Raw genomic sequence first — 20,568 nt, 5'->3', positions numbered from 1 at the left:
CCGGGAGCGTATGAGCTGGATAATGATCCGGCTTGCCTGGCTCCGCCGCGCAGAGGGCGCAAGAGAATATAAACAATGCCACTACCGGACCACAAGCAGCGATTAAGGAGTCGAGCTTACTTCCGGCGGGAGACAAAGAAAGGATCCAAGCAGTACCTTGACCTGCTCCGAGCAGCCTCCAGATCCGCGCCGCTCTCCTCACAGGCGCGACGAAGTGTGGGTCTGGTCTCAATAGATGTTCCCTTCAGGGCGAAAACCACGTCGAATGTGGTGCGTAACAAGCGCGTGAGGAGGTCTCAACTGAGAATTCGATCACAACCTGAGTCACTGTTTCGCTTCAAAGCCCTTAAAGCCCGAGAGGACACATCGGCCGTCGAGGTGCCGGTTGGTCATCCCGAGCTTTGCAACCGATATTCATGTTAGTGTAACGCAGCTTTCCGAAATGCTGAGCATCTGTGAAATCCAGGCACCGTTGGTATTCACGCATTCACGGCGAAACGTGTTTTGAATCCCGAAGCACAAGAGAACATAGACCTCTGTCAACTGGCTTGGCATTGGGTTAGAAGTAGTCCGCCGCCGCCGGGGCTCTTGGGCGCTGCGAGAGCGCCGGATTGTTCCGGTGTCCCACAAACTTCCTCGGATTCGTCCAACTCGCTTGTATGCATATGCTAATCAGACATTTATGAGACCGCTTCTAGTGTCCGCCAGGCGCTCTTGAGCCGATCTGAAATCCCTTTGTGAGCAAGACCAGAGGTGCAGCAATCAACGTTCCAACACCCAAAATGTAAAAGCAATCCATGAAGGCCAGGAATCTGGTCTGGACTTGGAGCTGTTCGTAAATACGACCGGTCGCGGCATGGATGGCGTCCGCATGGGAGAACCCGTGTATCTGGAGATAAGCAACTATCTGCTTCACCGAGGCTTGGAAGGGCACCGTCGATGCCGTCTGGTTTGCACCGACAACCGACTGATGAAAGCTAGCCCGTCTGTCGCTCATGATCGTGACCAGCGCAATTCCAAAGCTGCCTCCCCAATTCCGGAAGAAATTAGTGAGGGAAGACGCCTTATTGTTATCCTCGGGCGCCAGTTGTGAATAGGCTAGAACAGAAAGAGGAACAAAGAAGAAGGCGTAGCCAAAACCCTGGAGAGACCTGGCAAGCGCCCAATGTTGAAAATCAGTGTCAAGGGTCATCCGGCCGTAATGCAGGAAGAAAATACCGACCACCATCACTGCGCCAAACAACAAGATTCGGGGCTGGATGATCTTACGCTGAACCAATTGAGCGCCAAGGGGAGCCAACAACGTTATGACCAGCGCCCCCGGGGCAAGAACAAGTCCAGCGTCGATCGCTCGATATCCGAAAAGTGACTGCAGTATCTGAGGAATCATTGTGGTGGAGGCGAACAGCCCGACCCCGAAAACGAAGTAGAAGACGTTCGCGATCGCGAAGTTACGTACCTTCAGGAGCCTAAGGTTGATAATCGGGTCCGGAGTGTGCAGTTCCCAATACACAGCGGCACTGAGACATACAACCGCTATAACCGTGCACCAACGTATGGTCGTTGAGCCGAACCAGTCATCGATCTGGCCGCGGTCCAACAACACTTCCAGAGCGGCAGAACCAATGCCGACCAGAGCAATTCCGATTCCGTCCACCCGCAGCTTTCCATTGACCCGAACTGAAGCGCGCTCTTTGATGAAGGCGGGGGGGGTCGTGTACGAATCGATTCGTCAAAATGAGCGACAAGATGCCGACCGGAATGTTGATAAAGAACACCCAACGCCAACTGAAGTTGTCTGTGATGTATCCCCCCAGCACCGGTCCTATCGCTGGTGCTGTCACGATTGCTACGGTGTAAAGCGCAAAAGCCGAAGCCCGCTTAGCAGGCTCGAATGCGTCGACTAGGATGGCCTGCTCGACAGGGGCGAGACCCCCTCCCCCTATGCCTTGAAGCACGCGCGCGATAAGGATCACCTGTAGACTCGGCGCGATCCCGCACAGAAAGGAAGTAACGGTGAAGAGAAATACGCATGCCATGTAGTAGTTCTTCCGACCGAATACGCGCGAAAGCCAAGCTGACATCGGGAGGACTACTGCATTCGCAACGAGATACGTGGTCAATATCCATGTCACCTCATCGAAGGAACGACCGAGACCGCCAGCGATATAAGGCAAAGAAACGTTCGCTATGGACGTATCAAGCAGTTCCATGAAGGTTGCAAGCGTTACTGTGAGTGCAACCACCCAGGGGTTGATGCCGGGGGAGACCTGATGAACTAATTTGATGTTTGTGGAGCTATCCGAGATCTCAGTCACCATATGAACGTCTCCGCTAAATGCGATTAAGACTTTGAACAAGTGGATTGCTTATCGCATGATTGCTGGATCGGGCAAAACGAGAAGGCACTCCTTTCGAGCGCTGGCGGTCTGCGGTATGCGTCTGAATCCGCGCAGTTCACATCAGCTGTGCACGATGGTTTGCAACGAACTCTTCCATCGTCATGAGTGGACCGCCGGCAATCTCCGATCCTAGGCTGTCGGTTCCGCTGAGAAGTCCCTCCTGCTGATCAATCTTCACCGCCTCGAAGTGCGCTCCCTTTGCGGTGTCGTTCGGAATGCCAAGCAACTCTAGGAACTCGGGCGGAGAGACCTGTTCGAATCGAACGTCTTTTCCGAGAACCCCCGCGATAAGCGCCGCAAGCTCGACGTGGCTATATTCAACGGGCCCGTGAAGGGATAGGGCCTGCCCGACGTGTTTCGCTGGATTCTCAAGTAGACCGACCACGATCCGCGCAATATCGCTTGAGGCGATGGGCGCAAAGCGGCTGTCGCCGTCGAACGGAACTACATAACGCCCCTTGCGAATAAGGGCGGAGATGTAAAGTATCCATTCGGCGAAGAACGTAATCCGGAGGTGCGTTACGGGTATTCCTGACCAGTCAAAGACTTGCTCCGAAAGCCAATGAGCCATCGTTGCTTGGCTTCTCGCGAAAGGCCGAGACTGCTTATGAGACATGTTTACGACGAGTTCCAGTCCTTCTTCTTCCGCGGCCTTGGCAAAGATTACCGAGGCCTCGACTTGTCCGTGCGCCAGAGGATAGACGAAATAGGCACTCCTGACACCCTTCAGCGCCGCCCTAATGTCGCCAATCTTCAACATGTCGCCAAAGACGACTTCGGCGCCAAGCTCCTGAAGTGCTCTGGAGCGCCCATCTTGTTTGCGCGCCAATGCTCTTACTCGGTGACCTCTCTCCAATAGGAGCTTCACCGTTGGCCGTCCAGTGTCGCCTGTTGCCCCGGTAACCAGGATCAGCTTTGTGTCCGTGTCAGATGCTGCACTACGCTTGCTTACCAGATCAGAATTCATGGCTCGTCTCACTCGATCTGGGGAATCAGAATCACTGTTGCATTGCTGATTTAGGGTTTGGAAGGAGGGCAAAGGTCAAATCCGATCGGCGCGAGCTTGACCCTACGCACCCAAGCGGAGTCGGCTTGGAGGCACGACGACTTCGATCAACCCTGTTGCAACGTCGTAGACAATCCCAGAGATCATGAATCCACCAGGGATGTCTTTGTTGCTCCTATAGGATTCAACATCCATGGCAACAGCTTTGCGTGGGTCGGCGATCGCCATCAGATCGAGTTGGGACCTGCTAACACCCAGATGGATTGCGAGCAGATCAGGCGCGTGTTTATAACAGCCGATGATGCCGCACTCGGTATGGTGGAGAATGATGAGGTCCCACCCTAAGCCCATCTCTTGGCCTGCGGCTCTGGTCACGATCGGGAGCAAGACCATGGCTTCGACGAGGGCAGGATTGATCCTGCCCCCAACATTTCTGTAAATTGCCGCCTCGCCCGACTTCAACCCGAAGACGTCTACCGGATCGACCCTGGGATCGAGGCACCCGATGATGATGGTCTTCGCTGAGGGGATAATCTTCAGATCAGTCGAATACCGTTCCTTGGCAAACTCGTCGTTTCGTAGAGTGATTGTGTCAACGAAGGTCATGATTTCTCCGGAATCTGGTTCCAACGATAGGATCTCTTCGAGGGTAGGTCTTTGCGGAAGTCGCCAGCGTTTGTCAAAAGAAATCGCTCTCTGGCTGGCGGGTTTGCGATCATTGATTCGCTAATGCACGATGAACGAACTGAATACACATGGAACCTTCTCCAACAGCCGACGCTACTCTCTTTACGCTTTCAGCCCTCACGTCTCCTACAGCGAACACTCCTGGCACATTTGCCTCTAGGGGATAGGGAGCGCGCTGAAGACTCGAGTCTGCAAGCACGCTCGTACCCGTCTTTATGAATCCCTTGGTGTCCAAGGAAAGGCAACCGCTCACCCAGCTTGTGTTAGGGTCGGCCCCAGCCATCATGAACAGGCGTCGGACCTCATGGTCTTCCGATTCGCCTGTCAAATGATCCATGCAACGAATACCCTCCAACCTGTCTCCACCTTCCAGAGCCACTACAGTCGTGCGCGTCTTCAGGATGATCGTTGGCGAAGCCTCAATTCTTGAGATCAGGTATTTGGACATGTTGGTCTTGAGATTTGGCCCACGAACAAGCAGGTAGACTTTGGTTGCGAAACTCGAAAGGAAGATCGCGGCTTGTCCCGCAGAATTTCCGCCTCCTACGATCACGACAGGTTCGTCCTGACACAGCGGTGCCTCAAGTTGTGTCGCCCCGTAGTAGACTCCGTTGCCATCAAAGCGAGCGGCATCAGGGATGTCCAAGCGACGGTACCGAGATCCGGTAGCAACAACCACAGTTCGGGTCTGGATCACACTTCCGTCGTCGAGTTTGATCCGATAAGGATGCTGCTCGCATTGCAGCGTACAGGCGCTTCGAGCAATGGACAATCTCGCGCCAAACTTCTCCGCTTGAATGTAGGCGGCGTCCGCCAACTCCTGTCCCGAAATCCCAAAGGGAAACCTAGATAGTTTTCGATGCGTGAACTCGACCCGGCCTGTCCACCAGGAGCATTGCTTTCAACAACTAGCGCGTTGAGTCCTTCGGATGCTCCATAGACTGCGGCCGCCAATCCAGATGGTCCAGCTCCAACGATGACCACATCGAACACATCCGTTTGGTCCAATCCGGCATTCAAGTCGAAACAGACGGCTGCCTCCGCGTTGCTAGGAGCACGCAGAACCACGTCTCCTCTGCAGATCAGAACCGGAATGTCGGCCAATTCGATACCAAACTGATCGAGAACGCTTTGTATATCGGGATCTTCATCGATGTCCAGATAGGTATAGGGATGTCCGTTTCGTACCAAAAACGACCGCAAGCGTAAGGTGTCACTGGAATGAGTTGAGCCGATTAAGACTGCGTCGCCCACGGCATTCGCAATGAGATAGATTCTTCGTTGCACAAACGCATTCAGCAGCAGATTGCCAACGACGGCATCCGTCCGCATGATGTGATGCAACGATGCGCGATCCACTTCAAGCACTTCGCCGGCTGTCGAGACTCGACAAGAGACAAGACTCCGACGACCAGAGAGCTGAGTCAACTCGCCCGTGAACTCACCCTGTCCAAGCACGCTGATGACCGATTCATACCCGTTTGAAACGCCGACGAGTTCAATACTGCCGCTCAGGACCACAAAAAGCCCATGCTGCAAAGTCTCCCGGTTGAACAATATCTCAGCTGCCGCTGTCTTTCTCACCGTACCCCTGCTTTGAAGCATTTGCAGACTTCGAGCGTCCAAGCGGGGAAACAGTAGTGAATGGCTTTCGTTGCCTTCAGTCGACATGGGCGAGCCCCCATCTTCGCTTGGTATCGCGCGCTCGGCTAGGAACGACGTCCATCGACGGTGAGGACGTTAGGACCGGAACTCTCGTCCGTGGCATTAGTGCCATTCCCTTTGGTCGTCGGCCGACGGGCCATAGATGCTCGGGACCTTACCGCCCATAGGACGGATGTAGGTGGTCAACTGGCCGCGATGATGAATCGTGTCGAAGAGCGCGATCCATAGAAGACCTCCCAATGTATCTCTGAGTAGTATTTCTTCCTTGCCCTGAATCAACCAAGCTTGATGATTCCAACTCTCATCGTCCAAGGCAGCAAGCTGAATCCTCAATTCGTTGTGGTCTCGCTCATAGGTAGCCACAATGTTAACTCGATCATCCAACGTGGTGGGCTCTTGCCAGTGCATCCCGGTGTAAGAGCTGTTCTTGTTCTCACAGAGTTGAATGCAGCTCCGCTGAGCTGCGATGAGCAGCGCAACTAGCTCTGCCGCCGAACGCGAAAGAGGGTGTGGCCGGAATTCCAGATGATCGATTGGCAAAGCCGCGATTACATTCGCAAAGGCAGAATGTTCTTGCTGCCAACGTTTGATGAAAAACTCTCGATTACTTAGCTTCGCGCCGATTCCGTGTGTTGCCATAGCATGCCTCTCCCATGTCCGCAGAACGTTGTGGAGCTCTACCTAATCGTCAACGTTGTAGCTCCACTTTTGAAAAGAGAAAGACGAGGCCCTCGGCCATGGTCGGGTGTGTAAACGTGGCGTCGCGCAGAGTCTGATAAGGAAGCCCGGCCAGCATCGCTACTTGCACGATGGCCATGACCTCCCCCGCTTCCGGTCCAATCATGGAGAAGCCCAGGATGCGGTCCCCTCCTACTTCAAGCAGGGCCTTCATGAACCCATGACTCTCATCGAGGGTCCGGGTTCTCAGCACTGCAGCCATGGGTAACTTGGTTACGCGAACGGGTATTCCACGACGGCGAGCATCGTCTTCGGTCAAACCGACCTGCGAGACCGGCGGATCGGTGAAGAGACAGGAGGGGACCAGACGGCCGGCCGTCGTCCGATCGATGCCAGCGAGATTGTCACGGATCACACGGAAATCGTCATAGGAAATATGGGTAAACTGCGGACTTCCTGCGCATTCACCGATCGCCCATATCCCGGTGGCAGTTGTCAGAAGGCGATCATTCACCTTTATATATCCCTGTTCATTTAGGTGAACACCCGCGACGTCTAGCCCTATCGAAGAGGTGTTCGGCACTCGTCCGGTTGCGACGAGGATATCGCTTCCTGCAACCGTGATTTCGCCTGCATCGGTTCTCACGAGCAAGCTCACGCTTGAACCCGATCTCCCCCGCACACTCACAGTCTCGGAGACGGCGATCACGTCGATTCCCTCCTTAAGGAAGGTTTCAAGTAGAGAGCCAGCGATATCAGCGTCTTGGTTCGCTAAGAGTTGCGACCCGCGATGCAGGATCGTTACTCGGCTACCGAAACGACCAAACGCCTGAGCAAACTCGAGCCCGACATACCCTCCCCCCAAGACGATAAGGTGCTCTGGGAGACGATCGAGTTGAAGAATTTCGATATTCGTTAACGGCCCTGCCTCCGCGAGGCCGGGCACCGGTGGTATAGAGGCGTGGGTTCCCAGGTTGAGGAAGATCCGCTCCGCCCTCAGGGTTCGAGTTCCACCGTCGTTCAGTTGGATTTCAAGCGTCTTCGGACCAATAAACTTCGCCTCACCCATCACAAGCTCAGTTCCACTACCCTTGTAGCGGTCCAAATTCGTAGCGATTAGGCCCTGCACCATTCTTCGCTTGCGCTCTTGAACTGCCTCCATATCAGATGGGGGTCTGGTGGGAGCCACACCAAAGGTCCTTGCGTGCTGCGAGAGGTACGCCACCTTGGCACTCCAAATTTCATTCTTACTCGGGAGGCAGTTTACATTCGGGCAGGAGCCCCCGATCCACCGCCGCTCGATTACAGCGACTTGCTGTCCAGACTGTGACAGATGCCAAGCGAGGTACTTGCCACCCTCGCCGCTGCCGATTACGACGTTCTCGTAGTTTTCCACAGCCATAAAAATCTTCCTTTCCTTTGATCTCGTCGCGCTTCATCGCAGAGAAGTGCTGATGATCAAGGGATCTCCTGCCTGTGCGGGCAGAAGGTCGGTCCTGGGGCTTCATCGCTCTGACCCAAGGGACAAAGATAAAGCTGCCGCGCGGCGAAAACGCAGCGCGGCAGAGGAAAGGGGGCACATAAGTTGCTCACAAGATATCAACGCGCAAGTGCGGGGAGCTCTTCGGGAATGTGTGAGGTCGCAACCAGATGACCGTTGATCCAGGCGACGATGTCGGCCAGAACCACATCCTTATCTACATCGTTGAGAAGGTCGTGGAATCCGCCCTCATAGAACTTCAGCGTCTTGTCGGAAGAGCCAGCATTGTCGTAGAAGTGCTTGCTACCACTTGGCCGTGTGTTCTTATCTTCTGTTCCGTGAAGAATAAGAACAGGCAATGTGATCTGGGGAAAGTCCTGCTTAAGGCGTTCGTCCGCCCGAACCATCGCGGCCATGGTCTGTGTAGGCTGAGTCTCCTTCTCGATCAGCGGATCGCTGTTCATCGCTTCTACAGCAACAGGATCCCTTGAGAATCGCTCATTCGGAAGATGAAGGATGTGTGCGTGGGGGGCGAGGTGACTCAGTCCCTTGAAGACTGACAGGACGAAGTCGGGAGCGGGTAATTCATGGGCAAAGCTCTCGCAGATAAGCCCCGTCAGATCCGCTGGGTGATCGAGTGTGTAAAGGCACGCGACGACACCGCCGGCGCTGTGACCGAGCATGAACATCGGAAAAGCCGCTTCGCGGGTTTTCACGATCTCCATGACGGCCTCAACGTCACTCACGTAGTCATCGAACGATTCGACAAAGAAGCGTTCGCCTTCCGAGTTACCTCTGCCACGAAGATCTACCGCATACACGGATAAGCGGTCGGCAACGAGGTGCTCGGCTACCTCTTCGTAGTATCCGCTATGAGCGTTGAATCCAGGCACGATGACTACGGTGGCGCGGGCTTTCGTTTCAGGACGCCAGGACCGAAAGAATATTTTCAGGTCATCTGCGTCCTGGACTGTTTCTTGGCTTTTTACACTCATAACAATCTCCTGACTGCTTTCTTGGTTTCTGGTGAGGCTCATCCCGGCTGGTGACGGCCACAGCCATGTCTGTAGTGACCATAGAGCCGAATCGCATGATCTCTCTTTGCCAAAGTGACTGGGTTTTGTCGAAAGAAAGGACTAATCCACACTTCTCCAGCCGCACTTGCGCGGGAGGTCGAGAGTGGGGATCTCGCCGAAACATCGAAGCTGTATTCGTCAAAATACAGTTGCGATCAGAAAGAGGATCGCTTGCTCTTCCGGTAGGTTGGAGATCAGTTAGAAGCCGTCATCTGGGGTGAAGCACCTTAAAGCGTTCCGCAACGGGCCATGCTCAATTATCACGACTATTGATCGTCGACATCAATATCCAACGCGCCGAATCGCAGGAGAACGACTTGTCAAACCTTGAGAAAACTTTGCAAGAAGAGGGTGAAGATCGCGTTCAGCACGTTGATGTTCAAAGCCAGTTTTCACGCAGAACTATCCTGATCGGGGGCGCTGCGATGGCTACATCATTCGCGCTTCCGCATAAGTCTTTCGCTTCACAACACGGCACGGGGGACTCTCCTTCAAGGCCACACTCCGGAGAGGATTCATTGGACACGCTCAAAGTCAAAGACGGAACATCCATCTACTACAAAGACTGGGGCACCGGTCAGCCCATTGTCTTCTCACATGGTTGGCCGCTAACGGCAGATGCCTGGGATGCGCAGATGCTCTTCTTCGGCGAGCGAGGGTATCGGGTCGTCGCTCACGATCGTCGGGGCCACGGCCGTTCCGGTCAATCTTGGAACGGGAATGATATGGATACTTATGCCGACGATCTTTCGGAGCTGATCGAGAAATTGGATTTGAAGGACGCTATTCTGGTCGGCCATTCGACCGGCGGGGGCGAAGTTGCCCGGTACCTTGGCCGGCATGGAAGCAAGCGCGTATCGAAAGCAGTCCTCATCTCAGCTGTGACGCCGTTTATGCTCGAAACTCCCGATCATCCCGGAGCCCCGATGTCGGTATTTGACGGACTGCGACAAGGCGTTGTGAACAATCGGGCCGAGTTCTTCCGTGGTCTTTCCGTTCCGTTCTATGGTTATGACCGACCGGACGCGAAGGTTTCGGAAGGCATCAAAAATTCCTTCTGGCTTCAGGGAATGTTGGGTTCTGTGAAAGGTGAACTGGACTCAATCAAGGCATTCTCCGAGACGGATTTTCGGGAGGATCTCAAGAAGATCACAATCCCAACACTGATCCTGCAGGGCGACGACGATCAAATCGTTCCTTTGCAGATTTCTTCGCCTCTCACCGCGAAGTTGGTTAAGAACTCCACGCTGAAGATTTACCCCGGTCAGCCGCATGGGCTTTGCACCACGTTCGCCGATCAGGTCAACGTTGATCTACTTGCCTTCATCAAGGGCTGACTTCTTTGACGGTCTGCAAACGGCGCGAGGAAGAGCCATCAAAGCCTTCTCTCGCGGCACGTCGTCGTCCAAAGCAAACAGTGAGATTGCCGGTTTGGGCAGGCTTCTAATATGACGACTCGTAGAACATTCATCGCCGGGACGATTGCCACTGCGGCTTCGTTGGCTTCCAATTCTAGTGAAAGTTCAGCCGCTTCAGTCGGACGCGTTGCGGCGTTGGAACACACCCTCAACAAAGCGGAAAGGGGCACTGATATGCAGGACCAAGCAGAGGATCCGAGGATCACCAGAGCGCGGCTCTCAGGGCCGGAGCAAGTGACGAAGAATGCGACCGTGGCCGAACTTGGACCAGGAGGGGTCATGAAGGTTCTGGTTCAAGGATCGAACGAGTGGGTGTGCGTCGCCGGGGATGAGAACCGAATCGGTTCGCCGCCGATGTGCATGAATCCGCTCGGTATGCAGTGGATGATGGATGCTATGCAGGGCAAGCCGAAGCCGGGCAATGCCGCTCCCGGCATGATCTACATGCTGTGTGGCGCGACCCAGCGGAGCAATACAGATGCAACGGACAAGACTGGCCCGGCTATACCCATTGGCCCACACTGGATGATTACCTGGCCTTTCGATGCTCAAGCGAATGGACTTCCCACTACGGTTCGGGATAAGGGAGCCTGGGTGATGTTTGCAGGAACGCCCTACTCTTACCTCCACGTCTGCGGGAGTCCGTGGGAAGGTAATGAGTATCACGCGGGCGACAAAGCGATCTGGACGATGAACTACGCTCGACCATGAATCTGAATTGACTGGAAAATCTTGCCTTATGCTGGAGGAATCGAGACCTGATGAGTAACGAGAATACCGCTAGGAATAAGGCCATTGCTATTGAGGCGATCACAGGTGTCTTTATCAAACGGGACACCAGTGTGCCTGAAGAGCTCTTCGATGTCGCCTATAAGCAACACAACCCTGCCATTCCGAATGGCAGCAAAGCCATTCCTGACCTGATTCGCGCTCTGCCGGCCGAATTCAAATACGAAATGGGCATGGTCATTGCTGAAGGCGAGTTCGTCGCAATTCACGGCCGGTACACCGGTTGGGCAGCCAAACCTCTGATTGCTGTCGATATCTTCCGAATCGTCGACGGAAAGCTCGTCGAACATTGGGATGTCATGCAGGAAGAGGTACCGGCCGAGAACACAGCGAGTGGCAATGCCATGTTTCTTCCGCCAGAATAATTTATGACCTCAGCCGTTTCTCGGTCGCCAATGAGTCCGCCATGTGTTGCATCCGAGGTCCACACAGGAGTGGACTTGCAGTGCCTTGCGTCTGATCGGCGATCGACCCTTCTGCTGACTGTGCTGGGTTCCTCCATGGCATTCATGGACGGATCCGTCGTAAACGTGGCATTACCTACACTTCAGGCAAGTTTCAGAGCGAGCTCTTATCACATCCTCTGGGTTGTTCAGGCTTATTCCCTCTTAGGCTCGGCGCTGCTTTTGTTTTGCGGAGCCTTGGGAGATCGCTTCGGCCGGATGCGAATATACCTCTTAGGTGTTGCCGTATTTGCTTTAGCCTCAATCGGCTGTGCGGCATCATTGAACCTCAGTGAGCTAATCCTGGCGCGTGCAATCCAAGGCTTTGGCGCGGCACTCCTTATTCCGCAGGCGCTCGCAATACTTTCTGACACCTACCCGGAAGGCGAGCGTGCCGGCGCGATCGGAACCTGGTCGGCATGGACTTCTGTTTCTATTGCGCTCGGGCCTATTGTCGGCGGATGGCTGATCCAAGTTTCTGGCTGGCGCGCGATCTTTCTACTCAACATACCCTTCACATTATGGATAATCTGGCTTGCCCCTAAGCTTAGGCGAACGGCGAATGACCAACCGCCAGTCACGTCTTTTGCCCTGGACTATCGGGGCGCAATGCTCAACATTTTAGGATTCGCCGCGATCGTCTTCGCCCTGTCCTTCGTGCCGCAACTCGGCTGGAAAGATCCGCGAATCAGTCTATCTCTCCTCACTGGCTTTGTTTTGCTTTTCGTCTTCGTTCTGTCTCAACGCAGGAGCCCCAACCCTCTCGTTCCGCTCTCACTGTTTCGTAGCGCTGCGTTTTCTGGTGCGAATGTCTTAACCTTTCTTGCCTACGGGGCGCTCGGCGGCGCGTTCTATATCGTTCCGTACTTCCTGATTGGTGCACGGCATCTCCTGCCCAGCTCCGCGGGCGCCGCCTTTCTGCCGATGATTGCGATCATGTTCGCCTTTTCGGGAAGGGTCGAAACGATAGCCGCCAAGGTAGGTGAAGTGAAGTTCATGGTGGTAGGCTCGGCACTGACCGCAGGTGGTTTTGCCTTGTTGGGATTAGTCTCCAAAGAGACCCGTTACGCTTTTGGATTTCTCCCCGGAGTCTTGCTGTTGGGTGTGGGCATCACACTGACCGTCGCACCTCTTACGTCTTTTCTTATGTCTTCCGTAGTCGCGAGCCGCCGGGGCGTCGCATCCGCGGTGAACAACTCTGTGTCTCGGCTTGGGGGCCTCATCGCAGTCTCAATCGTCGCCGTCGCGGTGAGCCACACGTTCAATCTTGCGCTTGCAAGACAGCTGCAGTCTTCTGGCTTACCCGCCGAGATGCAACATATACTCGTGAATTCAGAAGGGCTCATGCTGGCCCTTCCGATCCCTCAACAGTTTGGGTATTCGCAGTCGTTACGCGCGACAGCGATGTTACAACACTCGTTTGTAACTGCCTATCGGGATGTGATGTTCGGCTGCGCCTTCACCACCTTCCTCGGCACGCTTGTCATCGTGTGGACGGCGAGAAAGTCGCAGTTTGGCCTGGAATCCGACGAGGGTTAGGATCGAGCCCACAGAACGCCTTCGGAAAGTGCGGTCAGCGATTCGCCAAGAGCCAGACTCGCTACGTTATTCTGGCAAGCTCATCGAAGAAGTCAGCTTTCTGAATACCGCAAAATGGCACAGCAGAACAACTGGAACGATGAATGCGGGCAACAGAACGAATGGGAAATGAAGAATAGCGATCGTCGGCTGCTCAAAGGCGAAGCGCTGAAAGCGGAACGGTGCAGAGAGCATCGCTCGGGCAAGGGCATTAAGCACACTGAGTAGACAGAGGGCGTTCCAAATGAACAAACCTCTCCTTCCGATCCTTCGGTTGCTGAACGCCCACCAGACGAATGGCACCGTCAGCCCGGCCAGGATATCGACATTTCCAGCCTCAAACGTCATCAGTGCAGGTACCTGCTTATAGAGGAGTAACCAGTAGAGAGTGGCTTCCACAAAGATACGGATGGCGTGCACGAGGATGCACCACTTCAGGTCCATCCGATCAACGAAACGTCGACCGGCTTCAGTGAGGAACAAGCCGGCAATCAGGATCACCGGCGGTGCGATCGCAAGGATGAAATGTGGTGGAATCGTGTTGGTGATCAGGTAAAAGCCACTGAGTGCGATAGCCGACTGCAACACCATCCAAACCAGCGAAAACAAGATCGCCGACTTGGACCCACGGACGGCTCTGCCGAACAGGAAGAGGGCTAGAGCGGTGACTCCCAGAAAGAAGACAATGATAGGAAGCGGAAGGTAATTCATCGGCGAACTCCTTGGATCCGAATCTGTGGCAATGCGTGCAATGACATCGAGGAGAATATTATCGACATGCGTTCATCACCGGGGATCTCTCCAGAGTTTGACGTGCCCGCCGTAGACGAGACTTAGCGGCAGGAACCGACAAGCCACTTTGTTCCGCGAGTTCGGCCATCGTGTAGTCGTGTTGGCGGTAGGCATCGACTACCGAACGGAGTGAGGGCTTCAATCGTGACACTGCAATTGACAATAACTTACGCCTCTCCCATCCGACGTAAGAAGCCTCGATGTTGATTGAACGATCGGGTACTCCGTCGCACCTTGAAAGGCCGAGCTCGTTGGGCTCATCAAGAGATACAGTGGGTCTCGTTCGCTGCTTTCGCAGCTGCATCAAGCAGGTGTTAATGACGATCCGAGTAAGCCAGGTCGACACGGTAGATCTTCCACTGAACGTCTCGATTCGCCGATAGGCTTTCAGGAAGGATTCCTGTACCGCGTCTTCGCCATCTTCTCTATTCCTCAAGATGTGGATCGCGGTTTTCAATAGACGCTTCTCATGCCTACCTCGAAGAATCTCGAACGCTTCGTGACTTCCTATTCTGATCAGTTCCACAAGGCGATCGTCAGGTACGTATTCGGTCTTTACACCCGAGCCGGACCCTGGAGCCGCGTTCGATGATCCAAGTCTATTGTTCATTTAGCGGCCCTCTGGTAAGAAATGACTGGTCGTCACGTACGCGACTTTAGATATTAGGCCCTGAGCTCAAGCGGAATGGTAGCCGGCCTTCGACTGGCCCGTCCGGAAGAGGCCGGCTGGGCCAGCTCTAACTGATCGTTTTAGAGTTCGGGGGGACCTCAAACGCAGCCTTATGCTTGGCGACAAATTCCTGGATGGTCATGGGGGGGCGGCCCGTGATGCGCTCAACATCGTCATTCGTTCCGCCGGTTATGCCATTTTGGCAATCCAAGGCTACGGCCCCGATGTGTTGGGTAAAGAAGGGCGAGGAATAGTCTGGGATCTTCGCAAGAATCGCAAGGAACTCATCGACTTCGAGCGGAGTGTATGTGATGGTGCGTCCTAACACTTCACTCGCGGCGGCGGCTATCCCGTAAACGTCAAGCTCGACCGGCCCAAGCAGCTTGTAGAGATGGCCGGCATGGGGAGCGGGGTCAGCCAAGATCTTGGCAATCACGCGCCCTTGGTCTTCTGAAGCGATGGGCGCAAACTTCCCGCGACCAAACGGCAGGGCCAATGTATCCTTTCTCGCATAATCCTTCCACGAGAAGGGATAGAGCAACCACTCAGCAAATAGGGTCGGCCGAAGGTGGGTCACAGGCACACCGGACCAATCAAACACCTGTTCAGCGAGCCAATGACTCTGAGCCGCATGGCTCTTAGAATCGCGCCTTGAGGTCATCTGGGAGGTGTAGACGATGGCACCCACCCCTGCTTCCTTTGCGGCCTGTGCGAAAGCGACCGTTGCCTCAAGAAGTTGTGGGGCCAGAGGGTAGACGAAATACGCAGCACCAACGCCTTCCATCGCCGCGCGAACGCTATCGATATCCAGTAGATTGCCTACTGCGATCTCTGCCCCTAGGGAGCGTAATTCGTCGGCGCGCGCGTCGTCCTTCTGAACAAATGCTCGTACTTAATGCCCTTCATTGCGAAGGAAGCGGGTGGCCCAGCCGCCGGTTCCCCCGGTTGCGCCGGTCACCAAAAGCTTTGACTTTGTCATTTGATCTCCCTTGTTCCGCTCTGGTTGAACAGATACCAGACCAGCTACCAAAGACAATGTCCCGGTTGCCAATACAACGAGACTACCGACCTTGCTCCTAGAAGGATTTTCAAATCGCACTGCATTTTGGCAGTGCTGCTGCCAAAAAGTTTCGTTCTTTTAGGCGAAGTTCTCCCGCGCTAGCGCTTGGTGGTGATCCCTATCGTCTGCGACAAATGAAAGTCGTTTTCGCAAAGAACTCCACCCCTTGTTCTTCTATCGTTGCTGCTTGTACGGCATCTATCTGCGATAGATCAAGCGACCCTACCCACCATGAAAAATCCGCTGCGAGCCATCTCACAAGCGTTTATCCTCACCGTCGGTATCACACCTCCGACCCCTGCAAGAGAACGCGGCGCGCTGATCTTTGTGTCGACTATGCTGGTGGGGATGGTGGTTCTCGCGGTGCTTGTGTTCTTCGTACTCATACGCCATCTCTAGGCTCGCGTATTAGAGATTTCGCGGATAGAGGTGAGGACACGTCAGACCATAAGCTATGGACTCACTCGAACTGAAACTTCGATCGACATACCGGGTAACAAGAGCGGACCTGCCGCTTCGAGACCATTCAGCCGAATCCGCACAGGGATGCGCTGCACTACCTTCACATAGTTGCCGGTTGCATTGTCTGGGGCGATCACTGAGTACTTGGACCCGGTAGCCCCTCCGATACTTTCTACAGTTCCTTGGAAATCACGACCTATCGAATCGACGTGCACAGTTGCAGGCTGGCCGATGCGCATCTTCTTCATCTGCGTTTCCCGAAAGTTGGCAATGGCCCACACGTCCTTAGGCGGTGCGAGAGTTAGCATCAATTGATTGGCGGCCACTCGCTGTCCAACTTCCATAGATTTACGACCCACGATTCCACTGACAGGTGCGGCCAGGTTTGTGTAGCCGAGGTCAAGCTGCGCATTCCAAAGCGCGGCTTGAGATTTCTTCGTTTCACCTGAAGCGCGGAGCATGTTTGCACGCGCACTCGCGATCGACTCTGGAGCGGTTTCGGCCATGCGAAGATCACTCTGCCGCTCTTTGATTTTTTGGCGCGCAGCCTCGATCTTTTGATCGGCACCGGCGCTGTTGGCCTGAGCGGCGGCGAGGAGTGCCCCCGTACCTTTAGAGTCCGCCTCGCGCTGATCGTACTCGGATCGTGAGATCTCGTGTGTCGCCACAAGTGCTTGATATCGGACCCTATCATCTTCTGCTCTGCGATAGTTCGCCTCGGTCTGAGCAACCGTTGCTTCGGCTGCGGTCTTTTGAGAAAAGGCAGATTCCAAGTCTGCCTCTGCTTCTACAAGCGAGGCCTGAGCTGAGGTCAGCCTGCTCAGAGCGGTCTCTGAAGCGATAGGAAGGTTTAGCGCTGCTGCCCGCTCCTGCGCTACGGACGCCTGTACATCGCCTTCTAATCGATTGACGGTTGGTTGATAGTCGTTGGGATCCAAATGTGCGATCACGGTGCCCGCCGTCACGTAGTAGGTATCTTCAACATTTGGGTTCACCCAGGTGATGGTTCCTCCGATTCGAGTGTTGATCGGGTGAACGTGCCCGTCTATCTGCGCGTCATCTGTGCTCACCTCGTTGGTATGGAGCACAAAGTGCCAGCCCACGAGCGCGCTTATCAGTACCGCGACGAATAGTGCAACGAGCAGAGTGTTGCTAGCCTTCCTGCTCTTGGTCTCGGTCAATGACATCAGTGCACCCCCAGGTACGATACGTAGTCTTGTTCTGCTGTGCCGGTCGCTCGGATCAGCATCAGCTTCGCGACCTGGTGAGCATAAATGCTGGCGATCCGGTTATCCTCTGCCTCAGCCGCGGACTGCTGAGCTTGGATGAGATCGGCCGCATTCGATACACCAACGTCGAATCGGTCCTTTGCCTGGCGTAGGCCCTCGACGGCCAAGGCTTGATTTTCCAGGGAGACTTCGACGCTCTTGCTGGCAGCTGTCAAATCCAGAAGGGCCGTCCGGACATCGAATACTGCCCTTGCCCGCGTGTCCGCGAACTCGGCTCTCCGCGGTCGGCGGTTGCCTTTGCGTCCAGGACATCCGCCTCGATTCGCCTCCCAGTAAAGATAGGAACTGAGATCCTCCCTTCCACGTCATAGTCCCGATAGGGGTGTCCATAGGTGATGCCTGTTTCGCCGCCATTGGCGAGTATCTCCACGGACGGCAACCGCTGTGCTCGTTCCGCCTTAACACTCTGCTCAGCTGCATCGAGGCGGGCGCTAGCGGCTCGCAAATCTTGGCGCTTTTCTGTGGCTTTCGATAGCAGTTCCGCCTTGTCGGTGGGAGGGCCTTCGAGGAAGGTCAAACCATCAGTCAACGTGAATTCTTGTTCGATAGGAAGACCAATGATCCGAGTTAGAGCTAGCTTGTCCTTCTCCAGCGTGGTCGTCGCGAGAGTCACCCGAAGATCCGCAGAACGCATAGCGACGTTCGCTCGTATTTCGTCAATCTGAGGAGAAAGGTCATGTACAACTCTGCTCGACAGAATGGAATCAATGGTTTTGGCGGTTGCGAATTGCGCCCGTGCGGTTTCGAGCCTAGTTTGACTCGCTTCGACTAGAAGGTAAGAACTGACTGAGGCGAGAACGACGATATTCCTGGCGTCAGCCATCGATGCAGCCGAAGCCTCCATCTCTTTGCTCGAAGCTTTCACATCATGCAGTGCCTGGACATCTACAACTCGCTGTTGGAGTGTGGCGTGAGCCGTCTGGTAGTTATAGCCTTGGACAACGTGCGGTACGCCAAGCTTCTCCGTGCCCAAGGCGTCCATCACGAGATTTCTGTAGTCCTCAGTGGATTCGACCCCAATCTGCGGAAGCAACGTCGAGAGAGCGCGGAGCCTTGCAGCACGCGACCGCTGGTGATCCTGTTCTGAGTCGATGTAACCAAGGTTTGTCCGAAGCGCTAAATCTACGGCGGCGCGTAAAGAGAGCTGAAGAACCCCGGGGACCACCCGTCCTGTCGGCACGCTTCCAAGGAAGGGATTCTGCGACTGCACGGCGAATGCGCTTGGGTTGGTGGTGTTCTGACCGGGGTTGAAGGGACGAGGGGTGTCGACCGTATTTTGCGGGGAGCTCCCGCTTCCGGTACTTTGCGTTCGACCATTTGTTGTCAAGCAAATTGCGACACCGAGAGTGAAACAAACTTTATGACCATACGACCACAATGACCTCTTCATCTGCGCCCTCCAGCGGCTTGCAGGAGGCTGGCAGGGACTGGTTCGTCGAGAGAATTTCGCACGGGTGACGGGGCCGCCGCACGAGAGGAAAGAAGTGGAACGAAGAATACAGTGATCGCGGCCACAAACGCCATCGTGTAAAACGTATCGGCATAACTCAATACCGAACTCTGCTTCCGGACCATCGCAGACAGTGCTCTGTCACTGAGATATGAAGCTTGACCAAGCACGGAAAGATTCCGATTGACAAAGGCGTCGAGAAGCCTCGACGAATGAAGTGACATCCTTCGGTCGATGAGAACTGCCGATAAGGTGACCCCCACGGATGCGCCGAGTTGTCTGCATCCGTAATACATCGCGCGACCATTCGAAGCCTTTTGGTTGTCGACCGTTGCGAACGCCACAATCCCAAGGGTAGGGACAGACAGTCCAATGAATATCCCATTTAGTGCCAAGGGCAGCCACAGATCTAGATCGGGGGTATCAGTCGTTACGAAATGCGCAAAGAGGAGTTGCGAAGCTATTTCCACGGCTAGAGCAAAAAGAAGTACGCCCGTCCCGCCAATCTTCGCGAAGAGGGGAATGATTGAACGGAAGCAGCAAAGCACGAGGACAGAGGAGGCACCGCCAATGCTGAGAAGTACACCTGTCTGAAGAGCAGAATGAACTTCAAGATTCCGCAAATACTGGGGAATGACGTAGAGGCTGCCGGCCAGCAACACTCCGACCAGAAAGCCCAGGATGGCGCCCCCGCGAGCTAGAGAATTGCGAAGGATAGCAAAATCAAGCAGAGGATATCTATTCCAGGAAGACAGTTCCCACAGCACAAAGACCGAGTTTGCGGTGACCCCAACGAGGAAAAAGGTGGTGAGAGTCGAAGACTCAAACCAACCGTCTACCTCGCCGCGGCTCAGAGCGGTTGCAGACATATAGCACCGAGAATGAGAAGTCCTATGCCAATTGAGTCGAGAGGCTTACGCGAATCCTCCTTCGCCCAGTGATTCGCTCCATACCGATCAAACAACCACGCGGCCGTAAGCATCAGGATGGTTGGTATTCCAAATAGGAATCTCCACGATGCAACATCTGCGAGCCACCCACACACCACCGGCGACAAGAACCTACCAACAAAAAAGTAGGCGATGGCGTAACCGACCAGCGGTGTAGGACGAACCGTAGCTTCATATTGCTGTGTGAAGAAAACGAATGCACGGACAAGAAACGCTCCGCCCGCGAATCCGGCTATAGCGCGAAAGAGAAGAAAGGTACTCAGGTCGGTACTGAGTGCACACCCCACCGACGCGACCGCATAAGACAGAGACAAAGCTGTGAGGAAGTGCCGGTTTCCGTATTTGAGGGAGAGGCGATCTGACAGCGCGATAGAGACGGCAAACGCAGCCATGTATACCGTTAGGGCCCAACTAGCCTGGTCGCTGGAGGCGCTCAGCGTGCCCGTAAGATCCGTAAGAGTCAGACTCACGCCAGACGTGGTCCAAGTCTCCGCCGCGCTGGCAAGTGTCAGCGCGGCAAGCGTGGCGGCCCTACTGACTTCCCCTGTTTTGTCAGCACCGACAGTCCCGATTGGCGACGCATGAGCTGGCTGTGTCATCGCTCGACACTAAGGGTTGGCGAGAGACATCTCTTTGTAGAAAGTACCGAATTTTTCCATTTCCAACTCAAAAG

Annotated in this window: 20 protein-coding genes and 1 pseudogene; 5 read left to right on the top strand and 16 right to left on the bottom strand. The window is 54.7% G+C overall.

The window, feature by feature from the left end; all coding sequences use genetic code 11:
• Positions 1 to 694 precede the first annotated feature (694 nt).
• The 9 genes from HDF16_RS31380 to HDF16_RS23500 form a co-directional block, all read right to left on the bottom strand.
• Entirely contained in the window at positions 695 to 1,657 is a 963-nt protein-coding gene (locus HDF16_RS31380) for an MFS transporter (RefSeq protein WP_348641407.1), read from the bottom strand.
• Complete coding sequence (locus tag HDF16_RS31375) at positions 1,578 to 2,213, bottom strand: MFS transporter (protein WP_281383554.1); 636 nt, start codon at positions 2,211 to 2,213, stop codon at positions 1,578 to 1,580. Before HDF16_RS31375 ends, HDF16_RS31380 begins: the two co-directional genes overlap by 80 nt.
• Positions 2,214 to 2,457: 244 nt before the next feature.
• Complete coding sequence (locus HDF16_RS23530; RefSeq protein WP_184222233.1) at positions 2,458 to 3,369, bottom strand: NmrA family NAD(P)-binding protein; 912 nt, start codon at positions 3,367 to 3,369, stop codon at positions 2,458 to 2,460.
• 102 nt (positions 3,370 to 3,471) lie between these two features.
• Positions 3,472 to 4,014 carry a carbonic anhydrase gene (locus HDF16_RS23525; RefSeq protein ID WP_184222231.1) on the bottom strand — a complete coding sequence of 181 codons (543 nt, stop codon included), beginning with the start codon at positions 4,012 to 4,014 and terminating at the stop codon, positions 3,472 to 3,474.
• A gap of 109 nt (positions 4,015 to 4,123) precedes the next feature.
• Positions 4,124 to 4,867 carry an NAD(P)/FAD-dependent oxidoreductase gene (locus HDF16_RS32010; protein ID WP_184222229.1) on the bottom strand — a complete coding sequence of 248 codons (744 nt, stop codon included), beginning with the start codon at positions 4,865 to 4,867 and terminating at the stop codon, positions 4,124 to 4,126.
• Positions 4,789 to 5,766 (bottom strand): cyclic nucleotide-binding domain-containing protein, encoded by a 978-nt coding sequence (locus HDF16_RS23515; protein ID WP_184222227.1) that lies wholly within the window; start codon positions 5,764 to 5,766, stop codon positions 4,789 to 4,791. The genes HDF16_RS32010 and HDF16_RS23515 overlap by 79 nt, the downstream gene beginning before the upstream one ends.
• 96 nt (positions 5,767 to 5,862) lie before the next feature.
• Positions 5,863 to 6,399, bottom strand: coding sequence for a DinB family protein (locus HDF16_RS23510; protein WP_184222225.1), 537 nt, complete (start codon positions 6,397 to 6,399; stop codon positions 5,863 to 5,865).
• 49 nt (positions 6,400 to 6,448) lie between these two features.
• Positions 6,449 to 7,840, bottom strand: coding sequence for an FAD-dependent oxidoreductase (locus HDF16_RS23505; protein ID WP_184222223.1), 1,392 nt, complete (start codon positions 7,838 to 7,840; stop codon positions 6,449 to 6,451).
• Between the two features lie 197 nt (positions 7,841 to 8,037).
• Positions 8,038 to 8,913 (bottom strand): alpha/beta hydrolase, encoded by an 876-nt coding sequence (locus HDF16_RS23500; RefSeq protein ID WP_184222221.1) that lies wholly within the window; start codon positions 8,911 to 8,913, stop codon positions 8,038 to 8,040.
• A 350-nt stretch (positions 8,914 to 9,263) separates the two neighbouring features.
• Between HDF16_RS23500 and HDF16_RS23495 the strand changes: the two genes are divergently transcribed.
• The 4 genes from HDF16_RS23495 (at position 9,264) to HDF16_RS23480 (ending at position 13,183) form a co-directional block, all read left to right on the top strand.
• Complete coding sequence (locus HDF16_RS23495; RefSeq protein ID WP_432432269.1) at positions 9,264 to 10,331, top strand: alpha/beta fold hydrolase; 1,068 nt, start codon at positions 9,264 to 9,266, stop codon at positions 10,329 to 10,331.
• Positions 10,332 to 10,691: 360 nt separating this feature from the next.
• On the top strand, positions 10,692 to 11,123 hold the full coding sequence (locus tag HDF16_RS23490; protein WP_184222219.1) for a hypothetical protein: 432 nt from the start codon (positions 10,692 to 10,694) through the stop codon (positions 11,121 to 11,123).
• A 50-nt stretch (positions 11,124 to 11,173) separates the two neighbouring features.
• Entirely contained in the window at positions 11,174 to 11,566 is a 393-nt protein-coding gene (locus HDF16_RS23485; RefSeq protein WP_184222217.1) for a nuclear transport factor 2 family protein, read from the top strand.
• 3 nt (positions 11,567 to 11,569) lie between these two features.
• Positions 11,570 to 13,183, top strand: coding sequence for an MFS transporter (locus HDF16_RS23480; RefSeq protein ID WP_348641406.1), 1,614 nt, complete (start codon positions 11,570 to 11,572; stop codon positions 13,181 to 13,183).
• A 66-nt stretch (positions 13,184 to 13,249) separates the two neighbouring features.
• On the opposite strand, the gene HDF16_RS23475 is transcribed toward HDF16_RS23480, so the two are convergent.
• The 3 genes and pseudogenes from HDF16_RS23475 to HDF16_RS23465 all read right to left on the bottom strand — a co-directional run.
• Positions 13,250 to 13,933 carry a hypothetical protein gene (locus HDF16_RS23475; protein ID WP_184222213.1) on the bottom strand — a complete coding sequence of 228 codons (684 nt, stop codon included), beginning with the start codon at positions 13,931 to 13,933 and terminating at the stop codon, positions 13,250 to 13,252.
• Between the two features lie 58 nt (positions 13,934 to 13,991).
• Positions 13,992 to 14,624 carry an RNA polymerase sigma factor gene (locus tag HDF16_RS32005; RefSeq protein WP_432432268.1) on the bottom strand — a complete coding sequence of 211 codons (633 nt, stop codon included), beginning with the start codon at positions 14,622 to 14,624 and terminating at the stop codon, positions 13,992 to 13,994.
• Between the two features lie 127 nt (positions 14,625 to 14,751).
• Positions 14,752 to 15,564, bottom strand: a pseudogene (locus HDF16_RS23465) (NmrA family NAD(P)-binding protein); the annotation flags it as partial.
• A 411-nt stretch (positions 15,565 to 15,975) separates the two neighbouring features.
• Between HDF16_RS23465 and HDF16_RS23460 the strand changes: the two are divergent.
• The gene (locus HDF16_RS23460; RefSeq protein ID WP_184222209.1) at positions 15,976 to 16,143 is read left to right on the top strand and encodes a hypothetical protein; all 168 of its coding nucleotides are present in this window, start codon (positions 15,976 to 15,978) and stop codon (positions 16,141 to 16,143) included.
• 53 nt (positions 16,144 to 16,196) lie between these two features.
• Here the strand turns inward: HDF16_RS23460 and HDF16_RS23455 are convergent, their stop codons facing one another.
• From HDF16_RS23455 to HDF16_RS23435, 4 genes are all read right to left on the bottom strand, one after another.
• Positions 16,197 to 17,393, bottom strand: a complete 1,197-nt coding sequence (locus HDF16_RS23455; RefSeq protein ID WP_184222207.1) for an HlyD family secretion protein — start codon at positions 17,391 to 17,393, stop codon at positions 16,197 to 16,199.
• Entirely contained in the window at positions 17,393 to 17,656 is a 264-nt protein-coding gene (locus HDF16_RS31370) for a TolC family protein (RefSeq protein WP_281383552.1), read from the bottom strand. Before HDF16_RS31370 ends, HDF16_RS23455 begins: the two co-directional genes overlap by 1 nt.
• Entirely contained in the window at positions 17,647 to 18,822 is a 1,176-nt protein-coding gene (locus HDF16_RS31365) for a TolC family protein (protein WP_184222205.1), read from the bottom strand. The genes HDF16_RS31370 and HDF16_RS31365 overlap by 10 nt, the downstream gene beginning before the upstream one ends.
• 973 nt (positions 18,823 to 19,795) lie before the next feature.
• The gene (locus HDF16_RS23435) at positions 19,796 to 20,494 is read right to left on the bottom strand and encodes an MFS transporter (RefSeq protein ID WP_184222201.1); all 699 of its coding nucleotides are present in this window, start codon (positions 20,492 to 20,494) and stop codon (positions 19,796 to 19,798) included.
• Positions 20,495 to 20,568 lie beyond the last annotated feature (74 nt).

Origin of the sequence: Granulicella aggregans, from assembly GCF_014203275.1 — a bacterium.
Classification (GTDB): domain Bacteria; phylum Acidobacteriota; class Terriglobia; order Terriglobales; family Acidobacteriaceae; genus Edaphobacter.
This window is presented reverse-complemented; position numbering and strand designations above follow the sequence as displayed.

Bases quoted from the DNA above. Each gene is read 5' to 3' on its own strand.
- HDF16_RS31375 (WP_281383554.1), bottom strand. From the start codon at position 2,213: ATGGAACTGCTTGATACGTCCATAGCGAACGTTTCTTTGCCTTATATC.
- HDF16_RS23530 (WP_184222233.1), bottom strand. From the start codon at position 3,369: ATGAATTCTGATCTGGTAAGCAAGCGTAGTGCAGCATCTGACACGGAC.
- HDF16_RS23525 (WP_184222231.1), bottom strand. From the start codon at position 4,014: ATGACCTTCGTTGACACAATCACTCTACGAAACGACGAGTTTGCCAAG.
- HDF16_RS23515 (WP_184222227.1), bottom strand. From the start codon at position 5,766: ATGTCGACTGAAGGCAACGAAAGCCATTCACTACTGTTTCCCCGCTTG.
- HDF16_RS23510 (WP_184222225.1), bottom strand. From the start codon at position 6,399: ATGGCAACACACGGAATCGGCGCGAAGCTAAGTAATCGAGAGTTTTTC.
- HDF16_RS23505 (WP_184222223.1), bottom strand. From the start codon at position 7,840: ATGGCTGTGGAAAACTACGAGAACGTCGTAATCGGCAGCGGCGAGGGT.
- HDF16_RS23500 (WP_184222221.1), bottom strand. From the start codon at position 8,913: ATGAGTGTAAAAAGCCAAGAAACAGTCCAGGACGCAGATGACCTGAAA.
- HDF16_RS23490 (WP_184222219.1), top strand. From the start codon at position 10,692: ATGAAGGTTCTGGTTCAAGGATCGAACGAGTGGGTGTGCGTCGCCGGG.
- HDF16_RS23485 (WP_184222217.1), top strand. From the start codon at position 11,174: ATGAGTAACGAGAATACCGCTAGGAATAAGGCCATTGCTATTGAGGCG.
- HDF16_RS23480 (WP_348641406.1), top strand. From the start codon at position 11,570: ATGACCTCAGCCGTTTCTCGGTCGCCAATGAGTCCGCCATGTGTTGCA.
- HDF16_RS23475 (WP_184222213.1), bottom strand. From the start codon at position 13,933: ATGAATTACCTTCCGCTTCCTATCATTGTCTTCTTTCTGGGAGTCACC.
- HDF16_RS32005 (WP_432432268.1), bottom strand. From the start codon at position 14,624: ATGAACAATAGACTTGGATCATCGAACGCGGCTCCAGGGTCCGGCTCG.
- HDF16_RS23460 (WP_184222209.1), top strand. From the start codon at position 15,976: ATGAAAAATCCGCTGCGAGCCATCTCACAAGCGTTTATCCTCACCGTC.
- HDF16_RS23455 (WP_184222207.1), bottom strand. From the start codon at position 17,393: ATGTCATTGACCGAGACCAAGAGCAGGAAGGCTAGCAACACTCTGCTC.
- HDF16_RS23435 (WP_184222201.1), bottom strand. From the start codon at position 20,494: ATGACACAGCCAGCTCATGCGTCGCCAATCGGGACTGTCGGTGCTGAC.